This is a genomic window from Streptomyces sp. NPDC025721 (assembly GCF_055558595.1).
In genome coordinates this window covers 127982-150849 of the sequence record NZ_JBVHMF010000009.1, presented here as the reverse complement: position 1 = coordinate 150849, position 22868 = coordinate 127982, and the positions used below count along the sequence as shown (strand labels likewise).

18 protein-coding genes are annotated in these 22868 nt (G+C 71.1%); 9 read left to right on the top strand and 9 right to left on the bottom strand.

The window, feature by feature from the left end; all coding sequences use genetic code 11:
* The first annotated feature begins 110 nt into the window (after window positions 1-110).
* Window positions 111-845 (top strand): TetR/AcrR family transcriptional regulator, encoded by a 735-nt coding sequence (locus ACZ4EF_RS15645; RefSeq protein WP_467504879.1) that lies wholly within the window; start codon window positions 111-113, stop codon window positions 843-845.
* Window positions 846-872: 27 nt separating this feature from the next.
* Here the strand turns inward: ACZ4EF_RS15645 and ACZ4EF_RS15640 are convergent, their stop codons facing one another.
* The 4 genes from ACZ4EF_RS15640 to recD2 form a co-directional block, all read right to left on the bottom strand.
* A complete protein-coding gene (locus tag ACZ4EF_RS15640; protein ID WP_467504877.1) occupies window positions 873-1754 on the bottom strand; it encodes a DedA family protein in 882 nt (293 codons plus the stop codon).
* A gap of 259 nt (window positions 1755-2013) precedes the next feature.
* Window positions 2014-2760: an SDR family NAD(P)-dependent oxidoreductase gene (locus ACZ4EF_RS15635; RefSeq protein WP_355337035.1), complete on the bottom strand. Its 747-nt coding sequence runs from the start codon at window positions 2758-2760 to the stop codon at window positions 2014-2016.
* A 425-nt stretch (window positions 2761-3185) separates the two neighbouring features.
* Entirely contained in the window at window positions 3186-4475 is a 1290-nt protein-coding gene (locus ACZ4EF_RS15630) for a citrate synthase (protein WP_188280320.1), read from the bottom strand.
* Between the two features lie 124 nt (window positions 4476-4599).
* Window positions 4600-6819 (bottom strand): SF1B family DNA helicase RecD2, encoded by a 2220-nt coding sequence (recD2, locus tag ACZ4EF_RS15625; protein ID WP_401304746.1) that lies wholly within the window; start codon window positions 6817-6819, stop codon window positions 4600-4602.
* Window positions 6820-7025: 206 nt separating this feature from the next.
* On the opposite strand from recD2, the gene ACZ4EF_RS15620 reads away from it, so the two are divergent.
* A complete protein-coding gene (locus ACZ4EF_RS15620; protein WP_355337030.1) occupies window positions 7026-7454 on the top strand; it encodes a DUF937 domain-containing protein in 429 nt (142 codons plus the stop codon).
* Window positions 7455-7683: 229 nt separating this feature from the next.
* On the opposite strand, the gene ACZ4EF_RS15615 is transcribed toward ACZ4EF_RS15620, so the two are convergent.
* The 3 genes from ACZ4EF_RS15615 to ACZ4EF_RS15605 form a co-directional block, all read right to left on the bottom strand.
* On the bottom strand, window positions 7684-8517 hold the full coding sequence (locus tag ACZ4EF_RS15615) for a sugar phosphate isomerase/epimerase family protein (protein WP_467504965.1): 834 nt from the start codon (window positions 8515-8517) through the stop codon (window positions 7684-7686).
* Between the two features lie 65 nt (window positions 8518-8582).
* Window positions 8583-9737 (bottom strand): dihydrodipicolinate synthase family protein, encoded by a 1155-nt coding sequence (locus tag ACZ4EF_RS15610; protein ID WP_467504873.1) that lies wholly within the window; start codon window positions 9735-9737, stop codon window positions 8583-8585.
* On the bottom strand, window positions 9734-10885 hold the full coding sequence (locus tag ACZ4EF_RS15605; protein WP_355337026.1) for a Gfo/Idh/MocA family protein: 1152 nt from the start codon (window positions 10883-10885) through the stop codon (window positions 9734-9736). Before ACZ4EF_RS15605 ends, ACZ4EF_RS15610 begins: the two co-directional genes overlap by 4 nt.
* A 269-nt stretch (window positions 10886-11154) precedes the next feature.
* On the opposite strand from ACZ4EF_RS15605, the gene ACZ4EF_RS15600 reads away from it, so the two are divergent.
* The 6 genes from ACZ4EF_RS15600 to ACZ4EF_RS15575 all read left to right on the top strand — a co-directional run bounded on the left by ACZ4EF_RS15600 (window position 11155) and on the right by ACZ4EF_RS15575 (window position 16599).
* Complete coding sequence (locus ACZ4EF_RS15600) at window positions 11155-12240, top strand: LacI family DNA-binding transcriptional regulator (RefSeq protein ID WP_391160492.1); 1086 nt, start codon at window positions 11155-11157, stop codon at window positions 12238-12240.
* An 86-nt stretch (window positions 12241-12326) separates the two neighbouring features.
* The gene (locus ACZ4EF_RS15595; RefSeq protein WP_467504870.1) at window positions 12327-13292 is read left to right on the top strand and encodes a bifunctional helix-turn-helix transcriptional regulator/GNAT family N-acetyltransferase; all 966 of its coding nucleotides are present in this window, start codon (window positions 12327-12329) and stop codon (window positions 13290-13292) included.
* Window positions 13293-13346: 54 nt separating this feature from the next.
* Entirely contained in the window at window positions 13347-14057 is a 711-nt protein-coding gene (locus ACZ4EF_RS15590) for a VWA domain-containing protein (protein ID WP_355337020.1), read from the top strand.
* Window positions 14058-14142: 85 nt separating this feature from the next.
* Window positions 14143-14940, top strand: a complete 798-nt coding sequence (locus tag ACZ4EF_RS15585) for a sugar phosphate isomerase/epimerase family protein (RefSeq protein WP_188280311.1) — start codon at window positions 14143-14145, stop codon at window positions 14938-14940.
* 5 nt (window positions 14941-14945) lie between these two features.
* Window positions 14946-15869, top strand: coding sequence for a LysR family transcriptional regulator (locus ACZ4EF_RS15580; RefSeq protein ID WP_467504868.1), 924 nt, complete (start codon window positions 14946-14948; stop codon window positions 15867-15869).
* A gap of 7 nt (window positions 15870-15876) precedes the next feature.
* A complete protein-coding gene (locus ACZ4EF_RS15575; protein WP_467504866.1) occupies window positions 15877-16599 on the top strand; it encodes a hypothetical protein in 723 nt (240 codons plus the stop codon).
* Between the two features lie 97 nt (window positions 16600-16696).
* Here the strand turns inward: ACZ4EF_RS15575 and ACZ4EF_RS15570 are convergent, their stop codons facing one another.
* Together ACZ4EF_RS15570 and speB are read right to left on the bottom strand one after the other, a co-directional pair.
* Complete coding sequence (locus ACZ4EF_RS15570; RefSeq protein WP_467504963.1) at window positions 16697-20575, bottom strand: ABC transporter ATP-binding protein; 3879 nt, start codon at window positions 20573-20575, stop codon at window positions 16697-16699.
* 289 nt (window positions 20576-20864) lie between these two features.
* Entirely contained in the window at window positions 20865-21824 is a 960-nt protein-coding gene (speB, locus tag ACZ4EF_RS15565; RefSeq protein WP_467504864.1) for an agmatinase, read from the bottom strand.
* A gap of 172 nt (window positions 21825-21996) precedes the next feature.
* On the opposite strand from speB, the gene ACZ4EF_RS15560 reads away from it, so the two are divergent.
* Complete coding sequence (locus ACZ4EF_RS15560) at window positions 21997-22815, top strand: phosphatase (protein WP_355337010.1); 819 nt, start codon at window positions 21997-21999, stop codon at window positions 22813-22815.
* Window positions 22816-22868: the final 53 nt, after the last annotated feature.

Sequence of the window (22868 nt, the reverse complement as noted above, 5' to 3'; positions counted from 1 at the left end):
AAGGTGTCCTCTCCCCGTAGTGCGACGTAGAATCGCAAATGCGAACTGTCGCTCGCGTTTCAAGAATGCGAGTGACCGCTCGTGTTTGTCAATACCCCTGGGGAGTCACCGTGTCCGAGGCGGAAGAGCGGCAGCCGCGCCGTCGGCAGGCCCGCGGCGAGCGGCGTGTCACACAGCTCCTCCAGGCCGCCGCCAGCGTGTTCTGCGCGCTGGGCTACACGGCGTCCAGCACCAACGCGATCGCCCGCGAGGCAGGGGTGTCGCCGGGCACGCTCTACCAGTTCTTCCCGAACAAGGAGGCCATCGCCGTCGAGCTGGGCAGCCAGCTCGCCAAGGAGATGGAAGCCACCCACGGCCGGGTCTTCACCGTCGAGAACGCCCTGCTGCCGCTGGACGAGATGATCGACGCCGTCGCAGGCCCCTTCATCGAGTTCAACTGCGCCAACCCGGCCTTCCTCGCCCTGATCAAGGGCCCGGACACTCCCGGCAAGGTCGCCGAGGGCCACGACGAGCTGCACGCGTCACTGCTCGCGCGCCTCACCGAACTGCTCGGCGTCCGTCAGCCGTCGCTGTCCACAGCGGAACGCACGCTTGTGGCGCAGATGTCCTTCGCGATGTTCAAGGCAGGACTCGACCTCGTCGTCCAGCACGAGGGCGAGGAACGGGACGCGTACGCGCGGGAGATGAAGGGGATGCTCTACCGCTATCTGGCGCCCTACCTGGGCACCGGGGCGGTCACCGGTCAGGGCACGGTCGTCGCCCCCGACGCAGCCGCCGCCCCGGGCAAGGGCGCCGCCCTGGGCAAGAGCCCAGAAAACAGCACGGACACCGCCGCCGCGCGCTGACTCCGGGTCCGGGGACGCGGCCGACGGCTACTTGCCGCGACCGGCCGAGAAACAGGGAAATCCGCCCCGGTCCTTGCCCGGTGGCGGACTTGTGCGCGCGACAGTGGCGCCTGTGACGGATGTCGATGTGGTGGTGGCCGCTGCCCCTGGTCCCGCGGGCAGGCCACCGGCCGGTCCCGTACCACCACCGCCGGAGGGTCCCGGTACGGCCACCGCGTCACCCGCGAAGGACGCCCGTACCACCATCGAGGGAGGCCGGGGCGCCTCGCGCTCCCCCACCAGGCGGGGATCGCGGCGCTCACGCGCCCGCGAGATCCACTGCACCAGCGTGCCGATACCGGCGACGAGCATCGATATACCGAGCCCCAGGCAGAGGGCGAAGAACGAGTTGGAAGCGGCTTTGCCGCTGAAATAACCGGCTCCGACGGAATAGCTGGCCCAGACGGCCTCCGCGACACCCGCGCCCACCGCGTAACGCCGGGCGGGATAGCGCACGACACCCGCCGCGAGACCGCCTATCACTCGGCCGCTGGGCAGAAAGCGCACGCCGATCACAAAGGGCACACCGTGCCGCTGTATCCGCAGGGCGGCCCATCTGAGCAGCGCCGCCCGGCGTTCGTTGCGCTCCATGCGGGCCAGGACACGGCCGCTGAGCGCCCGGCCGGTGCGGTGGATCAGCATGTCGCCGAGGACCGCGCTGCCCGCCACCACCAGCAGCACGAGGGCGATGTCCAGCCGTCCCTCGGCCGCCATCACTCCGCCGGTCACGAGCAGCACGGAGTTGGGCACGAGTGGCGGGGCCGTGGTGAGGGCCAGTACCGCGTATGCCCAGAAGACGTGTCCACCTCGCAGGTACTCAGCGAGACCCGAGGTGAAGTCCAGTGACGACACGTTCAGTGCAACGTCCATTCCACCGCCCCTCTTCCCGCCCCCGGGCTTCAAAACTGACAGCGGCCGGTGGGACGGGGCAAGGGGGTTTCCCGTGGATCAGGGGATTCCTCGGGGGCTCCCAGGAGAATTCATCCTGAGGGTCCAGTCGGGCTACTCCTCAGGGAGTACGGGCGCGCCTGTCACGGAACGCGGAATGCCCCCGGCGCACTGGACCACCGGAGCACAGGGCCTCCGGAGCACAGGGACCACCGGGTCACCGGGTCACCGGGTCACCGGGTCACCGGCCGAGCAGTTCGCCGCCGTTGCACTGAAGGATCTCGCCGGTGATGAAGCCGGCCTCGGGGGACGCGAGGAAGAGCACGGCCGCCGCCACGTCGGCGGGGTGGCCGACGCGGCCCACGAGCGTGCGCCCGGCCCGCCGGGTCAGCTCGGCGTCATTGAGCCGCGAGCCGAAGAATTCGGTGCCCGCCACGGTGCCGGGCGCCACGATGTTGCACGTAACGCCCTGCGGGCCGAGCTGGGCGGCCAGCGAGTGGTTCCAGGCGTGCAGGGCGGCCTTGGAGGCCCCGTAGGAGCCGCCGCCGCGCAGCGCGGCCACCGAGGTGACCGTGACCACCCGGCCGCTGTCGGTGAAGCGGTCCCGCAGCGATTCGGTCAGCAGCACCGCGGTCAGCACATTGCGCTCGAAGTCGCCGCGCCAGCGGGCGAGCACCCCGTGCGGGCCCGCGCCGATCGCCAGTTCCCGGCTGCCCGCGTTGTTCACCAGGACGTCGACCTGCTCGGGCAGGTGCCGGAGCGCCGCCTCGACGTCGTCGGGGTCGGCCAGGTCGCAGGCGACCGGGGTGACGTCCAGGCCGCGTTCCCGGCGCAGCTCCTCCGCGGTGGCGTGCAGGACCTCACGGCGACGGCCGACGATCGTGACGTGGTGGCCCTCCTCGGCGAAGCGGATCGAGATCGCCCGACCGATGCCCGTACCCCCGCCGGTCACGACGACGCTGCGGCCCGCTGTCCCGTTCTGTGCCATGTACTCCGCCCCTCATGAGGAGACAGCACGCTACGGGATCGCCCCATACCGCCCGCGAGCGGGGTAGCCTGCGAAAACGCCCCCATTCGAAGAGACGTAGATCACAGGGCTTGGAACGTAACCATTACGGTGGTTCGTGGGTCTTATGTCTTGAGCACCGCGCTCCCGGCGGAGCCGGTGGGGGGCTGCGGAACGGGCTGTCTTGGGGGACGGCCCGGGAATGCGTCGCCGGGGCGATGTCCGGGGAGCTTTGAGCGGCCCTCCCGGGCCGCAGTCGTCCCGGCACGGCGCAGCCGCCGAAAGACGCCCGGTCGGACCCGTGGGGGGATCCGTTCCGGGAACGGGAGCGCCCCGTGCCGGACCCGTGGGGGGATCCAGCGCGGGGCGCTTCTTCATGCGTGGTGGAGCCAGGCTCAGCCCGTGGTTCAGCGGCCCTCGACGGGCACGTAGTCGCGGATCTCAACGCCCGTGTAGATCTGCCGCGGACGGCCGATGCGGGAACCGGGCTCCTTGATCATCTCGTGCCACTGGGCGATCCAGCCGGGCAGCCGCCCGATGGCGAACAGCACGGTGAACATGCTGGTCGGGAAGCCCATGGCCCGGTAGATCAGGCCGGTGTAGAAGTCCACGTTCGGGTACAGCTTGCGCGAGACGAAATAGTCGTCGCCGAGCGCGTGCTCTTCGAGCTTGAGCGCGATGTCCAGAAGCTCGTCGGACTTGCCGAGCGCCGACAGGACGTCGTGCGCGGCCGACTTGATGATCTTCGCCCGGGGGTCGAAGTTCTTGTAGACGCGGTGTCCGAAGCCCATGAGCTTCACACCGTCTTCCTTGTTCTTCACCTTGCGGATGAAGGCGTCCACGTCGCCGCCGTCGGCCTGGATGCCTTCCAGCATCTCCAGCACCGACTGGTTGGCGCCACCGTGCAGGGGGCCCCACAGCGCGCTGATACCGGCCGAGATCGAGGCGAACTGGTTCGCCTGCGAGGAGCCGACCAGCCGGACCGTCGACGTCGAACAGTTCTGCTCGTGGTCGGCGTGCAGGATGAAAAGCTTGTCGAGGGCGCTGACTACGACCGGGTCGAGCTCGTACTCCTCGGCCGGCACGGAGAACGTCATGCGCAGGAAGTTCTCGACATAGCCGAGGTCGTTGCGCGGGTAGACCACCGGCTGACCGACGGACTTCTTGTACGCGTACGCCGCGATGGTCGGCAGCTTGGCGAGCAGCCGGATCGTGGAGAGGTGGCGCTGCTCGGGATCGAACGGGTTGTGGCTGTCCTGGTAGAAGGTCGACAGCGCGCTCACCACGGACGACAGCATCGCCATCGGGTGGGCGTCACGGGGGAAGCCGTCGTAGAACCGTTTGACGTCCTCGTGCAAAAGGGTGTGCTGGGTGATCTCGCCCTTGAACTCCGCCAGCTCGTCGACCGTCGGCAGTTCGCCGTTGATCAGCAGGTAGGCGGTCTCCAGGAAGCTTCCGCGCTCGGCGAGCTGCTCGATCGGGTAACCGCGGTAGCGCAGGATGCCTTCCTCACCATCGAGGAAGGTGATCGCGGACTTGTAGGCCGCAGTGTTGCCGTAACCGCTGTCCAGGGTGACCAGCCCGGTGTCGGCGCGCAGCTTGCCGATGTCGAAGCCGTTGTCACCGACGGTGCTGTCAACCACCGGGTAGCTGTACTCGCCGTCCCCATACCGCAGTACTACAGACTTGTCGCTCACGTCATTCCCTCACCGACGGTGTTGCCTCTTCTTCGAGGTGCCCTGACGAGGTCCACTGTCCCCCATTTGGCACTGGCGTGTGCACTCGGGGTCGGCCATCGGGCCGAAAGGTGGCACTCAGTGCCTATTTTGCGCCCCTGGACAGCCGGTGGTCGAGAGCCGTGAAGCGCTTTCCCGCCGACACCGTCCGCACCGCCTGACCGATGGCGCGACGCGATCCGACCAGCACGACGAGCCGCTTCGCCCTGGTCACAGCGGTGTAGAGCAGATTGCGCTGCAGCATCATCCAGGCACTGGTGGTGACAGGGATCACCACTGCCGGATACTCGCTGCCCTGCGAGCGGTGGATCGTCACCGCGTACGCGTGGGCCAACTCGTCCAGCTCGTCGAAGTCGTACGGGATCTCCTCGTCCTCGTCGGTGTGCACGGTGAGGCGCTGCTCGACGGTGTCCAGCGCGGTGACCACGCCGACCGTGCCGTTGAAGACGCCGTTCGCGCCCTTGTCGTAGTTGTTCCTGATCTGCGTGACCTTGTCGCCGACCCGGAAGGTCCGGCCGCCGAACCGGCGCTCGGGCAGGTCGGGCCGCGCCGGGGTGACGGCCTGCTGGAGCAGTCCGTTGAGCACGCCCGCGCCCGCGGGACCCCGGTGCATCGGCGCGAGCACCTGGACGTCACGGCGCGGGTCGAGCCCGAAGCGGGCCGGGATGCGGCGGGCCACCACGTCCACGGTCAGCCTGGCCACCTCCTCCGAGTCCTCCTCGGCGAAGAGGAAGAAGTCGGGCAGGCCCTGAGTGAGCGGCGGGACACCGGAGTTGATCCGGTGCGCGTTGGTCACCACCCCGGACTGCTGGGCCTGCCGGAAGATACGTGTGAGCCGCACGGCGGGCACGGGGCCGTCCGCCGCGAGCAGGTCACGCAGCACCTCACCTGCGCCGACGCTCGGCAACTGGTCCACATCGCCGACGAACAGCAGGTGCGCGCCCGGCGGCACCGCCTTCACCAGCTTGTTCGCCAGCAGCAGGTCGAGCATCGACGCCTCGTCGACCACCACCAGATCCGCGTCCAGCGGCCGGTCCTTGTCGTACGCCGCGTCGCCGCCCGGCTTCAGCTCCAGCAGCCGGTGCACGGTCGAGGCCTCGGCGCCGGTCAGCTCGGCCAGCCGCTTGGCGGCGCGGCCGGTCGGGGCGGCCAGCACCACCTTGGCCTTCTTCGCGCGCGCCAGCTCCACCACCGAGCGCACGGTGAACGACTTGCCGCAGCCGGGGCCGCCGGTGAGCACGGCGACCTTCTCGGTCAGCGCCAGCCGTACCGCCTCCTGCTGTTCCGGTGCGAGATCGGCCCCCGTCCTGGTCGCCAGCCAGGCCAGCGCCTTGTCCCACTCCACGTCCCGGAAGGCGGGCAGCCGGTCCTCCGGTCCGCGCAGCAGCCGCAGCAACTGGGCGGCGAGCGATATCTCGGCCCGGTGGAAGGGGACCAGGTAGACGGCCTTCACCTGTTCCTCGTGCCCGTCCGGCGAGGGCACGCTCTCCCGGACGACGCCCTCCTCCTCGGCCAGCTCGCCCAGGCAGTCGATCACCAGGCCCGTGTCGACCTGGAGCAGCTTCACCGAGTCCGCGATCAGCCGTTCCTCGGGCAGATAGCAGTTGCCGCCGTCAGTGGCCTGCGACAGGGCGTACTGCAATCCCGCCTTGACCCGCTCCGGGCTGTCGTGGGGTATCCCGACCGCCTGCGCGATCCGGTCCGCGGTCAGGAAGCCGATCCCCCAGACCTCGGCGGCCAGCCGGTACGGCTGGTTCTTCACCACGGAGATCGACGCGTCCCCGTAGCCCTTGTAGATCCGCACGGCGATGGAAGTGGACACCCCCACTCCCTGGAGGAAGACCATCACCTCCTTGATCGCCTTCTGCTCCTCCCACGCGGCGGCGATCAGCTTGGTGCGCTTGGGGCCAAGCCCCGGCACCTCGATCAGCCGCTTCGGCTCGCCCTCGATGATCTCCAGCGTGCCGGTGCCGAAGTGGTCGACGATCCGCTCCGCGATCCTCGGCCCGATGCCCTTGATCAGCCCCGATCCCAGGTAGCGGCGTATCCCCTGGATCGTGGCCGGCAGCACCGTCGTGTAGTTCTCGACACTGAACTGCTTGCCGTACTGCGGATGCGAGCCCCAGCGGCCGTGCATCCGCAGCGACTCCCCCGGCTGCGCCCCCAGCAGCGCGCCGACGACCGTCAGCAGATCCCCCGAGCCACGGCCGGTGTCCACCCGCGCGACCGTGTACCCGGTGTCCTCGTTGGCGTACGTGATCCGTTCCAGGACGCCGTCCAGCACGGCCAGCCCCGACTCGCCCATGCCCGGCCTCCCTTCCCGGCCCTCCGGTTGGTGATCTGTTCCGAAGGTACCGGTTGGCTCGGACACCCCGTTGCCGCCCTGTGGATAACTCTCCGGCGGCAACTCCCCCTGTGGACAACGCCGCTCGGGCCACCCGGCTGCGGCCCTTCACGCGTTCGGCCGAACTCCGGGGGCCGCCGCTCGCGCGCCCGCGTAGCGTGCGGCACATGAGCGACCGACCGCTGCAGGACGAAGTCCTGACCGAGCTGGGTGACGAGCGGCTTCAGGAGATGGCCGATCGGCTCGGCACGGACACGGACGCGGCTCGGCAGGTCGTGGGCGCCTCGGTCGGTTCGCTGACCGGTGTGGTCACGGACGAGGCGGTGACACCGGGCGGGACCGCGGAGTTGAGCCAGGCGCTGGAGCAGGCCGCCTCGGAACCGGAGCCGCTCACCGGGGTCGCCGGTTTCGCGGGGCTCGGCACGGGCGTGGGCGGCGGTCTGCTCACCACGGTGCTGCGCAAGGCGACCGCGCCGACGGCCCGCGCGGTGTCGAAGCGGACGGGTCTTCCGGTGGCGGCGGTCACGGGGGCGCTGGAGACGCTCATTCCCGTGGTGGCGACGGTGCTGGCCAAGCGGGCCCGCCGGGCGAAGTGAGGCGGACGCGGCGAGCCGCCCCGGCGGTCACAGCGTCCGCACAGAGATACGAAAGAGGTCCGGCACAAGGCCGGACCTCTTTCGTTTCCCCCCTGCTACCCCCGAAGCCCCCCTCGGGCGCATTTCCCTCTCGGCTCCGTGAAACCCCTCCCAGGAGCCTTGATGCCCAGTAAGACCACCGACCCCCCGGAAGGGTTGTACGACGGATGCGTAATCTCTCAAGTTTTTTTCAGAGAACGTGCCGGAGGTACCGATCGGCGATCTCGGCGACCAGTTCAGCGCCGTCCCTGGCCCACAGCGCGGGGTTGAAGATCTCCACCTCGACCGGCCCGCGAAAGCCCGTCGCGTCCACCTGCTCACGCAGTCCCCGCAGGTCGACGCAGCCGTCACCGAGCTGTCCCCGCCCCAGCAGCACCCCCTCCGGCAGCGGCGTCACCCAGTCGGCGACCTGGAAGGAGGCGATCCTGCCGCCCGCTCCGGCCCGGACGATCTGCGTAGGCACCATGTCGTCCCACCACAGGTGATAGGTGTCGACCACGACACCCACCTGGTCCGCGGGGAAGCGCTCGGCGATGTCCAGCGCCTGGCCGAGCGTGGAGACCACACACCGGTCGGAGGCGTACATCGGGTGCAGGGGCTCGATCGCGAGCCGTACCCCGCGCTCCCCCGCGTAGGGCGCCAGCTCGCCGATCGCGTCGGCGACCCGCTCCCTGGCGGCGGCGATGTCGCGGTCGCCCGCGGGCAGGCCGCCGGAAACCAGCACCAAGGTGGCCGTTCCCAGCGTCGCCGCCTCGTCGATCGCCGCGCGGTTGTCGTCCAGCGCGGTCGCCCGCTCCGCCGGGTCGGTCGCGGTGAAGAATCCGCCGCGGCACAGCGATGTCACGGTGAGCCCGCTGTCCCGCATCAGGTCCGCTGCACGCTCGACGCCGTACTCCCGCACCGGCGCCCGCCACAGCCCCACCGAGCCGATCCCGGCCGCCACGCACCCCTTGGCCAGCTCGGGCAGCGACCACTGCTTGACGGTCTCCTGGTTGATGCTCAACCGCGAGAGGTCACCGGTCACGTCGCTGTGCACGTCGTCGTGAGAGGCGGATGCGGAGGACTCGGGGTCGGGCGGCGTCGGTACGGTCATGCGTCCACTCCGTATACGGCGAGCAGGCCGCGCATCCGAGCCTCGGCGAGTCCGGGGTCGGGGAACAGGCCGATCCGGTCGGCCAGTTCGTAGGCGCGGGCGAGATGCGGCAGGGAACGGGCCGACTGGAGACCGCCGACCATGCTGAAGTGCGACTGGTGACCGGCCAGCCAGGCGAGCAGGACGACACCGGTCTTGTAGAAGCGTGTCGGTGTCTGGAACAGGTGCCGGGACAACTCGACGGTGGGGTCGAGGACGCGGCGGAAACTGGCGGCGTCCCCGGTGTCGAGGGCGCTGACGGCAGCCGACGCCAGGGGCGCGAGCGGGTCGAAGATGCCGAGCAGCGCGTGGCTGAAGCCCTGTTCGTCGCCCTCGATCAGCTCGGGGTAGTTGAAGTCGTCGCCGGTGTAGCAGCGCACGCCCTGCGGCAGGCGGCGGCGCAGTTCGACCTCGCGCCGCGCGTCGAGCAGCGAGATCTTCACGCCGTCGATCTTGTCCGGGTGGGCCTTGATGACGTCGAGGAAGGTGTCGGTCGCCGCGTCCAGATCGTCGCTGCCCCAGTACCCGGCGAGCGCCGGGTCGAACATCGGGCCGAGCCAGTGCAGGATCACCGGGTCACCGGCCTGACGCAGCAGCCGCCCGTACACCTCCAGATAGTCCTCAGGGCCCTTCGCGACCGCGGCGAGGGCGCGGGACGCCATGAGGACGGCCTGCGCACCGGTCGCCTCGACGAGCGCCAACTGCTCCTCGTAGGCGGCGGCGACCTCGTCCAGTGTGGCGGCGGGACCGGTGAGCTGGTCGGTGCCGACACCGCAGGCGATCCGGCCGCCGACGGCGCGCGCCTCGGCCGCCGACCTGCGGATCAGCTCCGCCGCGCCCGCCCAGTCGAGCCCCATGCCGCGCTGCGCGGTGTCCATGGCCTCGGCCACGCCCAGCCCGTGCGACCACAGATGGCGGCGGAAGGCGAGAGTGGCGTCCCAGTCGACGGCCGCGGGCTCGTCCGCCGCCGTCCGCAGCGGGTCGGCCACGACATGGGCGGCGGAGTACACGACACGGCTGCGCAGCGGAAGATCCGCGCTATAGGTGACGGATTCCGAACGCGGCACATAGGTGCGCGTTTCACCGGACGCGTCCGGCAGCAGGATGCTCACAGGGCCAGCTCCGGAACCTCGAAGCGGCGGCCCTGCGCGGAGGAGGCCAGGCCGAGTTCGGCGAGCTGGACGCCCCGGGCACCGGCCAGCAGGTCCCACTGCCAGGGCTCGTCGAGCGCGACGTGCCGCAGGAACAGCTCCCACTGGACCTTGAATCCGTTGTCGAAGTCGCCGTTGTCCGGGACCTCCTGCCACTGGTCCCTGAAGGACTCGGTGGCGGGCAGGTCCGGATTCCACACCGGCTTCGGCGTGGCGGAACGGTGCTGGACGCGGCAGTTGCGCAGTCCGGCGACCGCAGAGCCGTGCGTGCCGTCGACCTGGAACTCCACCAATTCGTCGCGGTTGACGCGCACCGCCCAGGAGGAGTTGATCTGTGCGACGGCGCCGCCCTCGAGTTCGAAGACACCGTAGGCGGCGTCGTCCGCGGTGGCGTCGTACGGCTTGTCCTTCTCGTCCCAGCGCTGCGGGATGTGGGTGGTGGCCAGCGCCTGGACGGTACGGACCCGGCCGAACAGCTCGTGCAGCAGGTACTCCCAGTGCGGGAACATGTCGGCCACGATGCCGCCGCCGTCCTCCGAGCGGTAGTTCCAGGAGGGGCGTTGGGCGCTCTGCCAGTCGCCTTCGAAGACCCAGTAGCCGAATTCGCCGCGGATGGACAGGATCCGGCCGAAGAAGCCGCCGTCGATGAGCCGCTTGAGCTTCAGCAGGCCCGGCAGGAAGAGCTTGTCCTGCACGACGCCGTGCTTGACGCCCGCGGATGTGGCGAGCCGGGCGAGTTCCAGCGCTCCGTCGAGTGAGGTGGCGGTGGGCTTCTCGCAGTAGATGTGCTTGCCCGCGGCGATGGCCGCCTTCAGCGCGGTCTCGCGGGCCGCGGTCACCTGCGAGTCGAAGTAGATGTCGACGGAGGGGTCGGCGAGGACGGCGTCGAGGTCGGTCGACCAGTGCTCGATGCCGTGCCGCTCGGCCATGGCCCGCAGCGCGTGCTCGCGCCGGCCCAGCAGGATCGGCTCGGGCCACAGCGTGGTGCCGTCGCCGAGGTCGAGTCCGCCCTGCTCACGCAGGCTCAGGATGGAGCGGACCAGGTGCTGCCGGTATCCCATCCGCCCGGTGACGCCGTTCATGGCGATCCGCACTGTCCTGCGTGTCACGTGACAAGTCCTCTCATCGCTGCCGGATGCAGGGAACGCGCCCACGGTCACCAGCAAGGCGATAGCAAGCGCTTTCTGCTCGTTTACGCTAGCTTCTACGGCCTGCGTTCGACAAGAGTCTCCTGGTGGTGAATGGAAGCGCTTTCTCTCACATGCGCCACCGCTCCCCCTCGCGTCCACGAAGTGAGACCATGTGCCCCTGCGAGCGGGAACGCGCACCTCACGGCGCCCCTCGCGCCCACCGCCCCCTGCAGAAGGACCGGACCGAGATGGCAGTGACTCTGGCCGATGTGGCGGCGCGCGCCGGAGTGTCGTCGGCGACCGTATCCCGTGTTCTGAACGGCAACTACCCGGTCGCGGGAAGCACTCGGGAGCGGGTCAGGCGCGCCGTCGCCGAACTGGACTATGTCGTCAACGGCCAGGCGCGGGCCCTCGCCGCCGCCACCTCCGACCTGGTCGGCGTCCTCGTCAACGATGTCGCCGACCCCTTCTTCGGGCTCATCGCGAGCGCCGTCCAGGCCGAGATCAGCGCGGGCGCGGCGCCGGGCGGCGGCAAGCTCGCCGTCGTGTGCAACACCGGTGGATCCCCCGAGGCCGAACTCACCTATCTCACGCTGCTCGAACGCCAGCGCGCGGCGGGCGTGGTCCTCACCGGGGGCGCCGTGGAGAGCGCGGAGCACACGGCGGCGGTCACCGCGCGGCTCACCCGGCTCGCCGCGTCCGGCGCCAATGTCGTGCTGTGCGGCCGTCCCCCGCTGACCCTGCCGGACAGCGGGCTCGTCGCGGCCACCGTCGCCTTCGACAACCGCGGCGGCGCGCGGCGGCTGACCGAGCACCTGCTGTCCCTGGGCCACCGCAGAATCGGTTACGTGACGGGGCCGGTCGAGCGCAGCACCTCCCGGCACCGGCTGGAGGGCCACCGTGCGGCCCTGGCCGCGAGCGGCACCCGGATCACCTCGGATCCGGAGGCGTACGCGGAGCGGCTGACGGTGCACGGGACGTACGACCGGGCGTCGGGTTACGACGCCGCGCTCGAACTGCTGCGGCGGGACGCGGGTCTGACCGCGATCGTGGCCGCGAACGACACGGTCGCGCTCGGCGTGTGCGCGGCGCTGCGGGACCAGGGGCTGAGCATTCCCGGTGACGTGTCGGTCGCCGGATTCGACGATCTGCCGTTCAGCGCCGATGTCTCCCCGGCCCTGACGACGGTCCGCATTCCCTTGCAGGAGGCGGGCGCGCGAGCCGGGCGATTGGTGATGGGGCGGCTGTCCCCGCCGCCGGGCGGGGTCGCCACGATCCGTACGGAACTCATGGTCCGCGGGTCGACCGCGCCGCCGTCGGGCCGGTCCGACTGAAGTTATCCACAGGTTTCGGAGGGGTCTTCCGCCCGGCCCCGCATCCGCCTACCTTTGACTCAGGCAAAGGAAATGGGGGATTGATCATGGCCGTCCGGGAGATCCGCGAATTCAACCGCTTCTACACCAACCTGATCGGCGCGCTCGACTACAGCCGCCACCTGCACACACCGTTCACCCTCACCGAGGCGCGCGTGCTGTACGAGCTGGCGCACGCCCCGCGGACCGACGCGGCCGACCTGCGGGTGGAGTTGTCGCTGGACGCGGGCCATCTCAGCCGGATGCTGGCCAAATTCGAAGAACGGCAACTGGTCACCCGCGGCCCGTCAGAACAGGACGCCAGGCGGCAGCGGATAGAGCTGACCACGCACGGGAGGCAGGCCGCGTCGCTGCTGGAGGAGCGGTCGGAGGAAGCCGTCGGCTCGCTGGTGGACCGCATACGTCCGCAGGACCGACCGCGGCTGTCCGAGGCGATGCGGACGGTTCGGGAAATACTGCGCGACAACACCGTCAGCGGCGACAGCGGTGGCGACGGCCGTGCCCCGGCCACCGGCGGCGAGCCGTCCGCGTCGCGGGTCGTGCTGCGCGGCGCGCGCCCCGGCGATCTGGGGTGGTCCATCGAGCGCAACGCGGAGGTCTACGCGACGGAGTTCGGGTGGAACGAGGAGTACGAGGCGCTGGTCGCCCAGATCGTCGCGGACTTCGCCGCCCATCGCGATCCGGAGCGCGACGCGGTGTGGATCGCCGAACTCGACGGACGGCGGGCGGGCTGCGTCTTCTGTGTACGCGACAAGGAGCCGGGCACCGCGCGGCTACGGCTGCTGCTGGTCGATCCGGCCGCCCGGGGGCACGGCATAGGCAAGTTGTTGGTGGACGAATGCATCGCCTTCGCCCGCTCCGCCGGCTACACCGATCTGGTCCTGTGGACCAATGACATACTGGCCGGCGCCCGAACGATCTATCAGCGCGCGGGATTCGAACTCGTCGCGGAGCAGCGGCATCACAGCTTCGGCCGCGAACTCATGGGGCAGGACTGGCACTTGGCGCTGTAGGGGACAGCGCCGCGGGGCCGACACGACATCGCAGACACGGTACAGGGGGATTCCATGGCGATTTCGATGCAGAAGGTGGAGCAGACCGCGCCCGGTCTGGTCAGCCTCTACAAGCAGGCGGCCGTCAGCCTGGACAAGCACCGGCTGTCGGGCGAAAGCGCCGCGGTCTATCTGGTGCTCGACCGCTCGGGCAGCATGCGGGAGTTCTACAACGACGGCACCGTCCAGCATCTCGCCGAGCAGACACTCGGCCTGGCCGCGCATTTCGACGACGACGGCATCGTCCCCGTCGTATTCTTCTCCACCGAGGTCGACGGTGTGGACGAGGTGTCGCTGACGCGGTACGGCGGCCGGATCAACAAGCTCAATGAGGCGTACGGCCATATGGGTCGCACCAATTACGCGGCTGCCATGGAAGCGGTCATCGAGCACTATCAGCGGTCGGGGTCGACGGCGCCCGCGTTCGTGGTGTTCCAGACCGACGGCGGGCCGATCAACAAGGGCGCGACCATCGAGGTGCTGTGCAAGGCGGCGAAGCTGCCGATCTTCTGGCAGTTCGTGGGATTCGGGGACGACGAATTCCGCTTCCTGCGGCGGCTGGACGAACTGCCGGTACCCGCCAAACGGGTGGTGGACAACGCGGGGTTCTTCCCCGCGGGCAAGGACCCGCGATCGATATCCGACGCGGTGCTGTACGACCAGCTCATGGCGGAGTTCCCCGACTGGCTGGCGGCGGCCCGCGCGCAGGGCATCGTCGGCGGCTGAACAGGTGCCGAGCAGGGGCTGAACACGGGTCGGGCGGGGCCGAACGCGGTTGACCCGGCAGGAAGCGGTGCCTAGTGTCCGGCGAATGAAACTCGCCTTCTCCACTCTCGGCGTCCCGGCCCTGCCCATCGAGCAGGTGGTGCGGCTCGCGACGGAAAACGGCTTCCACGGCGTCGAATTGCGTGCCAGTGACGAGGAACCGGTCCACCCCGGTCTCTCGGCCGGTGAACGCGCCGACGTGGTGGAGCAGTTCGGCAAGGCCGGGGTCGAGATCCTCACCGTGGCCGCCTACGCCAAGGTGGCCGCGCCCGGGGACGACCAGCCGGTGCTCGACGAGATCGGCGCGGCGATGACCCTCGCGGCCGATCTGGGGGCCTCCTACGTGCGGGTGTTCCCCGGCGGAGGCGACACCGAGTCGCAGGAGGCGGACGCGGTCGCCGCGCGCCGGCTCGCCGCGGTGGCGCCGGTCGCCGCCGACCTCGGGGTGCGGGTGCTGCTGGAGACCCATGACTCGCACCGCGGCGGCGCCGATGTGGCGCGGATCCTGGGCCTGGTCGGACACCAGGGGGTCGGCACGATCTGGGACGTGATGCACACCTGGCTGGCGGGAGAGCAGCCGTCCACGACCTATCCGGCACTGGCCCCGTACCTGGGCTATGTCCAGGTCAAGGACATCGCCTCGGCGGCGGACACCACGCCGCTGGCGCTGGGGGCCGGGGTGCTGCCGCTGGCGGAGACCGTCGAGGTGCTGAGCCGGGCGGACTGGGACGGCTGGCTGTGCTGGGAGTACGAGAAGCGCTGGTATCCGCAGGTGCCGGAGTTGGCGGGGCTGCTCGGCCCGGCGCGCGAGCACCTGTCCCGGTTGCTGGCCGACTCGGCCTGAACGGCATGCTCGATCTGGCGCGGCTGAGGGCGCTGCACGCGGTGCACGTCCACGGGTCGGTGGGCGCGGCGGCCGAAGCGCTCGGCTACACGCCGTCGGCGGTCTCGCAGCAGATCTCCAAGCTGGAGCGGGAGACCAGGTCCGTGCTGCTGGAGCGGCACGGGCGCGGGGTGGCGCTCACGGACGCGGCGCATCTGCTGGTGGAGACCGCGCAGCGGCTGATGTCGATCGTGGAGGCGGCCGAGGTCACGCTGGAGGAGCAGCGCGGACGGCCCACGGGACGACTGACGCTGGCGGCGTTCCCGACGGCGGCCTGCGGGCTGCTGCCCGGAGTGCTGGCGGAACTGACCGCGGCGCACCCCGCGTTGGAGCTCCGGCTGCTGGAGGTGGACGCGCATCTGTCGGTGGACCTGGTGGCGCGCGGGGCGGTGGACCTGGCCGTGGCGCACGACTGGGACATCGCGCCGCTGCCCGCGCCGCCTGGCTTGGAGCGGGCGGTCATCGGGGACGACCGGTGCGACGTACTGGTCCCTGCCGGGCACCGGTTGGCCGAGCGGGCGTCGCTGACGCGGGCGGATGTGGCGCACGAGCGGTGGATCTGCCAGCCGCCGGGGTCGGTGTGCCACGACTGGCTGGTGCGGACGTTGCGGGAGGCCGGGACGGAGCCGGACATGGCCTTCCAGGTCGGCGAGTACGGGACGCAGTTGGCGCTGGTGGGGGCGGGGCTCGGTATCGCGTTGGTGCCGAGGCTGGGGCGGGGGCCGGTGCCCGAGGGCGTCGCGGTCGTACCGCTGGAGCCCGCTCCGGTGCGGCGGCTGTACGCGCTGTGGCGGGCGGGGGCCGCGCGCAGGCCCTCGATCGTCGCGGCGGTCGACACGTTGAGGTCGCATTGGGCGGCTGGGCCCGGATCGGCCGCCGAGGACGGATGATCGGGGCATGCGCCCACGATTTCCGCACCGTCCGCCGCGCCCGCAGCCGGGCGGTGACCATGCCCCTGAGGCCATCGCGGAACCGGGCGGGGTCGGGGACCGTCACACCGGCATGCTGACCGTGAAGGTGAATCAGCGCGGAGCGGCCTGGGCCGTGGCACTGGCCGTTTCGCTGACCTTGGGTGCCGTCGCCTGCGGGAGCGGCACCTCGGACGCGGCGGACGGCGCGCCGTCCAGCACAACCGGGCCCGTGACGCCGAGCGGCGACACGGCCACCGCGTCGCCGACGACCACCGAGCCGACGACCGCGACGCCGACGACCGGTGGCCCCACCACGGGCGGGGCGACGCCGGGGACGGGGTCGATCGCCAGTCGCGTCGTGTACTTCTCGTCGTCGGTGCGGGCCGTCGCGGGGACGCACGAGGTGCTGCGCGACCGGGGCGAGTTGGCCCGTTTCGCCACCACCGTGGCGCACAACGACGGGAAGACGGCGGCGGAGATCTCGGCGGGCGGGGCGGCGACGGACTTCGGGCGGTACGTGCTGGTCGGCTGGACCGAGTCGACCGGGTGCAGCGCGGCCACGTCGGCGACGCTCGGCGTGGCGGGCAACTCGCTGAAGCTGCGCGTCGAGCAGCCGACGCCGACGGCGGAGTGCCTGACGGACTTCCGCGTGACGGTGGTGTTCGAGGTGCCGAAGGACCGGATCCCGGCGCGACCCGCCTTCGGCTGACCGAAGGCGGGACGCCAGGAGCCCAGAAGGGCAGAAGGGCGGCCGGCCAGGAAGGCGGGACCCGCCGGTTCCGTCGCACGGGCGACGGGTCCTCCCGTCACGCCACCGCGCGTACCTCGCCCGTGAAGGTGCGCCACAGCTCGGCGTAGCGGCCGTCGCGGGCCAGCAGGGCCGCGTGGGTGCCGTCCTCGATGACCCGCCCGTGGTCGAGGACGACGACCCGGTCCGCACGGGCCGCCGTGCTCAGCCGGTGCGCGACGACCAGCGTCGTACGCCGGGTGGCGAGCCGGTCGGCGGCCTGGTTGACGAGGGCTTCGGTGGCCAGGTCGAGGGCCGCGGTCGCCTCGTCGAGAAGCAGGACGGCGGGGTCGACCAGTTCGGCGCGGGCCAGGGCGATCAACTGCCGCTGTCCCGCCGACAGATTGCGGCCCCGCTCGGCGACCTGGTGGAGATAGCCGCCCTCCAGCGTCGCGATCATCGCGTGCGCGCCGACGGCCCGCGCCGCCGCCTCGACCTCCGCGTCGGTCGCGCCCATCCGTCCGTACGCGATGGCGTCGCGCACCGTGCCCGCGAAGAGGTACGGCTCCTGGGGGACGACGCCGAGGCGCTGCCGGTAGGCGGTGAGGTCGAGTTCGCGGATGTCGGTGCCGTCGACCAGCACCGCGCCGTCGGTCGGGTCGTAGAACCGCGCGACCATCTTGACCAGGGTGGACTTGCCCGCGCCGGTCTCGCCGACGAAGGCGACGGTCTGTCCGGCGGGGATGCGCAGATTCACGCCGCTGAGCGCCTCCGCGCCCTCGGCCCCCTCGCCGCCGTACCTGAAGTGCAGGTCGCGGAAGGCGATCTCGCCGCGCAGCCTTCCGACCTCACGCGGCCGGGCGGCGGCCGGGGTGGCGGTCGGCTCGTGCAGCAGCTCACGGATCCGGCCGAGCGACACCGACGCCTGCTGGTAGCCGTCGAAGACCTGCGAGAGCTGCTGCACGGGCGAGAAGAACAGGTCGATGTAGAGCAGATACGCCACCAGCGCGCCCGCCGTGAGCGTCCCCGCGCTGATCCGGTGCGCGCCCACGATCAGGACGAGCGCCGCCGCCACGCTGGACAGCAGCTGAACGAAGGGGAAGTAGACGGAGATCAGGAACTGGCCGCGCACCCGCGCCGTCCGGTAGTCGTCACCGCGTTCGGCGAATCGTTCCGCCCCGCGCCGCTCCCCCCGGAACGCCTGCACGATCCGCAGACCCGCGACGTGCTCTTGGAGGTCGGCGTTGACGACGGCGATCCGCTCGCGCGCCAGCTCGTACGCCTTCACCGACTTACGGCGGAAGACCCAGGTGGCGACGATCAGGATCGGCAGCGTGGCGAAGACCATCAGGGCGAGCTGGACGTCGATGGCGAGCAGCGCCACCAGGATGCCGAGGAAGGTGAGGACGCTGACCAGCGCCGTGACCAGCCCGGTCTGGAGGAACGTCGACAGCGCGTCCACGTCCGTGGTCATCCGCGTCATGATGCGGCCGGTCAGCTCGCGCTCGTAGTAGTCGAGGCCGAGCCGGTGCAGGTGCGCGAAGATCTTCACGCGCAGGGTGTAGAGGACGCGTTCGCCGGTGCGGCCGGTCAGCCGGGTCGAGCCCCACTCCGCCGCCCACTGCGCGATCACCAGGACCAGGCCGAGCAGCGACGCCACCCAGACCGCGCCGAGCGCCGCCTGCCGGACGCCCGCGTCGATGCCGTGCCGGATCAGCACCGGCAGCAGCAGTCCCGCGATGGCGTCCACGGCCACCAGCGCCAGGCTGAGCAGCAGCGGGGTGCGGAAGCCGCGCAGCAGGCTGCCGAGGCCGAACTTCTCCTCGGCGGTCCGCGCCCGGTCCTCGTCGACCTCCGGGGTGTCCAGGGCGGGCGGCAGCGCGGCGACCTTGGCGAGCAGGTCGGGAGTGGCGGGCATGCCCGCCAGCGCGCCCGCCATGCCGCCCTGGGCGGGGGCGACCCGCGGCGGCCCGGAGGCGCCCGCGCCGGCGCTCCGCCGGTCGTCGTCCTCGGCCGCGGCGCGCCGGTCGGCAGGCCACAGCTCCGGAGTCACCGCCCCCGGAGTCACAGCCTCGGGACAAGCGCCGTCGCCCCGCGCCAGGTCGTCCTCGTCGAGCGGGCACTCGAAGCCGTCGAGGCCGTCCGTACAGCCCTCGGTCCGCGCACCCGCCAGTTCGGCCTGCGCCGCGGCCATGTCCGTCTGCGCCGCCTCCCACTCGATCCGCCCCGCCGGGTCGAGGTCGACCACGTCGGCGCCGAGCGCGTCCGGGTCGGTGAGCAGCGCGCGGTAGAGCGGGCAGCGCTCCTGCAACTCCTCGTGCGTGCCGACGTCCGCCAGGCGTCCCGCGTCCAGTACGGCGATCCGGTCGGCGAGCGCCAGCGTGGAGCGGCGGTGGGCGATCAGCAGCGTCGTACGGCCGCGCATCACCTCGCGCAGCGCGTCGAAGATCTCCGCCTCCACCCGGGCGTCGACCGCCGAGGTGGCGTCGTCGAGCAGCAGCAGCCGGGGGTCGGTGAGGATCGCGCGGGCCAGGGCGACGCGCTGGCGCTGGCCGCCGGACAGGGTCAGGCCCTGCTCGCCGACGACCGTGTCGTAGCCGTCGGGCAGGTCGGAGATGAAGCCGTCCGCCTGCGCGGCGCGGGTGGCGGCGAGCATCTCCTCCTCCGTGGCGTCCGGGTGGCCGTAGAGGATGTTCGCCCGCACGCTGTCGGAGAACAGGAAGCTGTCCTCGGGGACCATGCCGATCGCGGACCGCAGCGATTCGAAGGTCAGCTCCCGTACGTCCACGCCGCCGACGCGTACGGCGCCGCCGGTCACGTCGTACAGCCGCGGCAGCAGCAGCGAGACCGTGGACTTGCCGGAGCCCGAGGAGCCGACGACGGCGACGGTCTCGCCGGGCTCGACGCGCAGGTCGAAGCCGTCGAGGACCGGCCGGTCCTCGGTGTAGCCGAAGGTGACGTGGTCGAAGTCGACGGTGGCGGGGGCGTCCGCGGGCAGCGTCCTGGTGCCGTCGGTCAGCGTGGGCTCGGTGTCGATCAGTTCGTAGACCCGCTCGACCCCGGCCCGCGCCTGCTGGCCGACGGTGAGCATCATCGTCAGCATCCGGACCGGGCCGGTGAGCTGCGCCAGGTAGGTGGAGAAGGCCACGAAGGTGCCGAGGGTGATCTGGCCGCGGGTCGCCATCCAGCCGCCGAGCGCCAGCATGCCGATCTGGCCGAGGGAGGGCACCGCCTGGAGCGCGGGGCTGTAGCGGGCGGTGAGACGGATGGTGCGGAGGCGGCCAGCGAACAGCTTGCGGCTGACCGTCTCCAGCTTGTCCATCTCCTGCTGCTCCTGGCCGAAGCCCTTCACCACGCGCACACCGGTGACCGAGCCGTCGACGATGCCCGCGACGGCCGCCGCCTGACCTTGCGCGTACCAGGTCGCGGGAAACAGCCGCTTACGCGACCGGTCGGCGATAAACCACAGAGCAGGGGCGACCGCGAGCGCGACCAGGGTGAGCAGCGGCGACAGCGTGAGCATCACCACGAGCGAGAGCACGAACAGCAGCAGATTGCCGATCATCATCGGCAGCATGAAGAGCAGACCCTGGATGAGCTGAAGGTCGCTGGTGGCGCGGCCGACGACCTGGCCGGTGCTCAACTCGTCCTGGCGGCGGCCGTCCAGGCGCATGATCGAGCGGAACATCTCATTGCGCAGGTCGTACTGGACGTCCAGGGCGAGCCGTCCGCCGTAGTAGCGCCGCACATAGGTGAGCACATAGACGACGACGGCCGCCGCGATCAAGGTGAACGCCCAGGGCGCGAGCGGCTTGTCGTGCTTGACGATCACGTCGTCGATGATCAGCTTCGGCACCAGCGGGACCAGCGCGGTCACCGCCATGCCGCCGAGTGACGCGCCCATCGCGAGCAGCACATTGCGGCGGTAGCGCCAGCAGTACGTGGTCAGCCGCCACAGCCAGCCCCGCTCCTTCGGCGTCCGCGCCGCCGCCCCCTCACCGGGGACAGGACCTTCCTTCGTCGTCCTCGCCCTGGTCAACGACCTTGCCACCCGCGTCCTCCAGCCCGTCCGTCCACCCGTTGCCGCCGGAGGCTGCAACGCTCCGGCGTGCGCGTTTCATCCTCCCGCAACAATTGGGAGACCAAGGTCGCGGGGCGGTGCGACCTTGGTCGTAGTCCCCGGGGCGACGCCGGCCAGGCCGCCGAGGGGCCGCGGACAGGCCCGCGGGGCTGCCCTGGAGGGGCCGTCAGCGGGCCGCGGCGACCTGCCGGGACATGATCGTCGTCAGCTCGTAGGCGGTGTGCGAGGCCGCGACCGAGGTGATCTCGGCGTGGTCGTAGGCCGGGGCGACCTCGACGACATCGGCCGACACCAGGTGGCAGTCGGCCAGGCCCCGCAGGATCTCCAGCAGTTCGCGGGAGGTGAGCCCGCCGGCCTCCGGGGTGCCGGTGCCGGGCGCGTGTGCCGGGTCGAGCACGTCGATGTCGACCGAGATGTACAGCGGACGGTTCCCGACACGCTCCCTGAGCTGCTGCGCGACCTCGTCGACACCGCGCCGCATGACGTCGGCGGACGTCACGATCCCGAAGCCCATCTTCTCGTCGTCGTCCAGGTCCTTCCTGCCGTACAGCGGGCCGCGCGTGCCGACGTGCGACAGCGCCGACGTGTCGAGAATGCCCTCCTCGACCGCGCGCCGGAAGGGCGTGCCGTGGGTGTACTCGGCGCCGAAGTAGGTGTCCCAGGTGTCCAGGTGCGCGTCGAAGTGCAGCAGCGCCACCGGGCCGTGCTTGCGCGCGACGGCGCGCAGCAGGGGCAGCGCGATGGTGTGGTCGCCGCCGAGCGTCATCAGCCGGGCACCGGTGCCCAGCAGGCCGTCCGCCGCGGCCTGGACGGTCTCCACGGCCTCGTTGATGTCGAACGGGTTGGCGGCGATGTCGCCCGCGTCCGCGACCTGGGCGAGCGCGAAGGGCGACGCGTCCTGCGCCGGGTTGTACGGGCGCAGCAGCCGTGACGCCTCGCGGATCGCGTTGCCGCCGAACCTCGCGCCGGGCCGGTAGGAGACGCCGGAGTCGAAGGGCACGCCGACGACCGCGACGTCGGCGGCGCCGACCTCGTCCAGGCGCGGCAGGCGCGCGAAGGTGGCCGGTCCCGCGTAGCGCGGGATACGCGAGGAATCGACGGGGCCGCGCGGCTCTGCGCTGCTCATGGGTGGCTGCCTCTTTCGTTGGGGATCGCCCGCCTGAGGGGCGAGGCCGACCCTACGTGGCCGCCGGAAGCCACCGGAATGTACGTTTCCTCCAATCGGGGGTTCCGATTACGCCTCGGCGTCGATCCCCGGCCGGACGCACGTCCGAGCGGCGGAGCGGGACAATGTGCGCATGCCCATGGATCCAGCTGCCGCAGCACCCACCCGCCAGGCCCTCGTCGCCCATCTGACCAGCACCCGGATAGCCGGCGACGTGGCGACCAGCCGCGAGAACAACCTCGACCACTTCCGGGCGCTGGCCGAGGGAAATCGCTACTACTGGTTCGGCCTGGAGCTGGGTGACCGCTGGGACGACCAGGCGGCGGTGCTGGAGCTGATGGCCGAGCGGTGCGGTGTCGTCGCCGATCCCGGGCACCGGCACGGGCAGGACACCATCGATCCCGAGCTGACGATCGACGCGCTCGACCGGATGGCCGATGTGCTGCACAAGGCGGCGGAAAACGGCTCCAGGGTGCTGGTGGCGACCGGTCACCCGGCGGGTCTGTTCGCCGTCCACTGGGAGCTGGCCGCCGCGCTGCGCGAGGCGGGCTGCACGCTGATCACCCCGTCGGAGCGCCTGTACGCGGACGGCGGTGAGATCCGGCACCTGGCGTCCGTTTCCATGGTCCACCGGGCGGGCGGTCTGGTGCACACCCACTCGCCCGACCCGATGCGGGAGATCCTGGACGCGCTGGAGCGCGACGGCGAGCCGCTGCCCGATCTGGTGATCGCCGACCACGGCTGGGCGGGGTACGCGGGTGAGCGCGGCATCGACACGGTCGGCTTCGCGGACTGCAACGACCCGGCGCTTTTCGTCGGCGAGGCGGAGGGCAGCCTGCTGGTGACCGTCCCGCTGGACGACAATGTGCCGCCGCAGCACTACGCGCCGCTGACCGCGTATCTGCTGGCGACCGCCGATCTGACCGCCGCAGGTCAGGCCGCGCGGAACTGACGCGGTCCCTGTCCGTCGCTACGCTCGCTACCATCAATGAAGGAACAAAAGGA

Excerpts from the sequence above, each read along its gene's own strand:
- ACZ4EF_RS15585 (WP_188280311.1), top strand. The coding sequence starts at position 14,143 with ATGAAACTCGCCTTCTCCACTCTCGGCGTCCCGGCCCTGCCCATCGAG.
- ACZ4EF_RS15635 (WP_355337035.1), bottom strand. The coding sequence starts at position 2,760 with ATGGCACAGAACGGGACAGCGGGCCGCAGCGTCGTCGTGACCGGCGGG.
- ACZ4EF_RS15600 (WP_391160492.1), top strand. The coding sequence starts at position 11,155 with ATGGCAGTGACTCTGGCCGATGTGGCGGCGCGCGCCGGAGTGTCGTCG.
- ACZ4EF_RS15595 (WP_467504870.1), top strand. The coding sequence starts at position 12,327 with ATGGCCGTCCGGGAGATCCGCGAATTCAACCGCTTCTACACCAACCTG.
- speB (WP_467504864.1), bottom strand. The coding sequence starts at position 21,824 with ATGAGCAGCGCAGAGCCGCGCGGCCCCGTCGATTCCTCGCGTATCCCG.
- ACZ4EF_RS15575 (WP_467504866.1), top strand. The coding sequence starts at position 15,877 with ATGCGCCCACGATTTCCGCACCGTCCGCCGCGCCCGCAGCCGGGCGGT.
- recD2 (WP_401304746.1), bottom strand. The coding sequence starts at position 6,819 with ATGGGCGAGTCGGGGCTGGCCGTGCTGGACGGCGTCCTGGAACGGATC.
- ACZ4EF_RS15590 (WP_355337020.1), top strand. The coding sequence starts at position 13,347 with ATGGCGATTTCGATGCAGAAGGTGGAGCAGACCGCGCCCGGTCTGGTC.
- ACZ4EF_RS15640 (WP_467504877.1), bottom strand. The coding sequence starts at position 1,754 with ATGGACGTTGCACTGAACGTGTCGTCACTGGACTTCACCTCGGGTCTC.
- ACZ4EF_RS15580 (WP_467504868.1), top strand. The coding sequence starts at position 14,946 with ATGCTCGATCTGGCGCGGCTGAGGGCGCTGCACGCGGTGCACGTCCAC.
- ACZ4EF_RS15620 (WP_355337030.1), top strand. The coding sequence starts at position 7,026 with ATGAGCGACCGACCGCTGCAGGACGAAGTCCTGACCGAGCTGGGTGAC.
- ACZ4EF_RS15560 (WP_355337010.1), top strand. The coding sequence starts at position 21,997 with ATGCCCATGGATCCAGCTGCCGCAGCACCCACCCGCCAGGCCCTCGTC.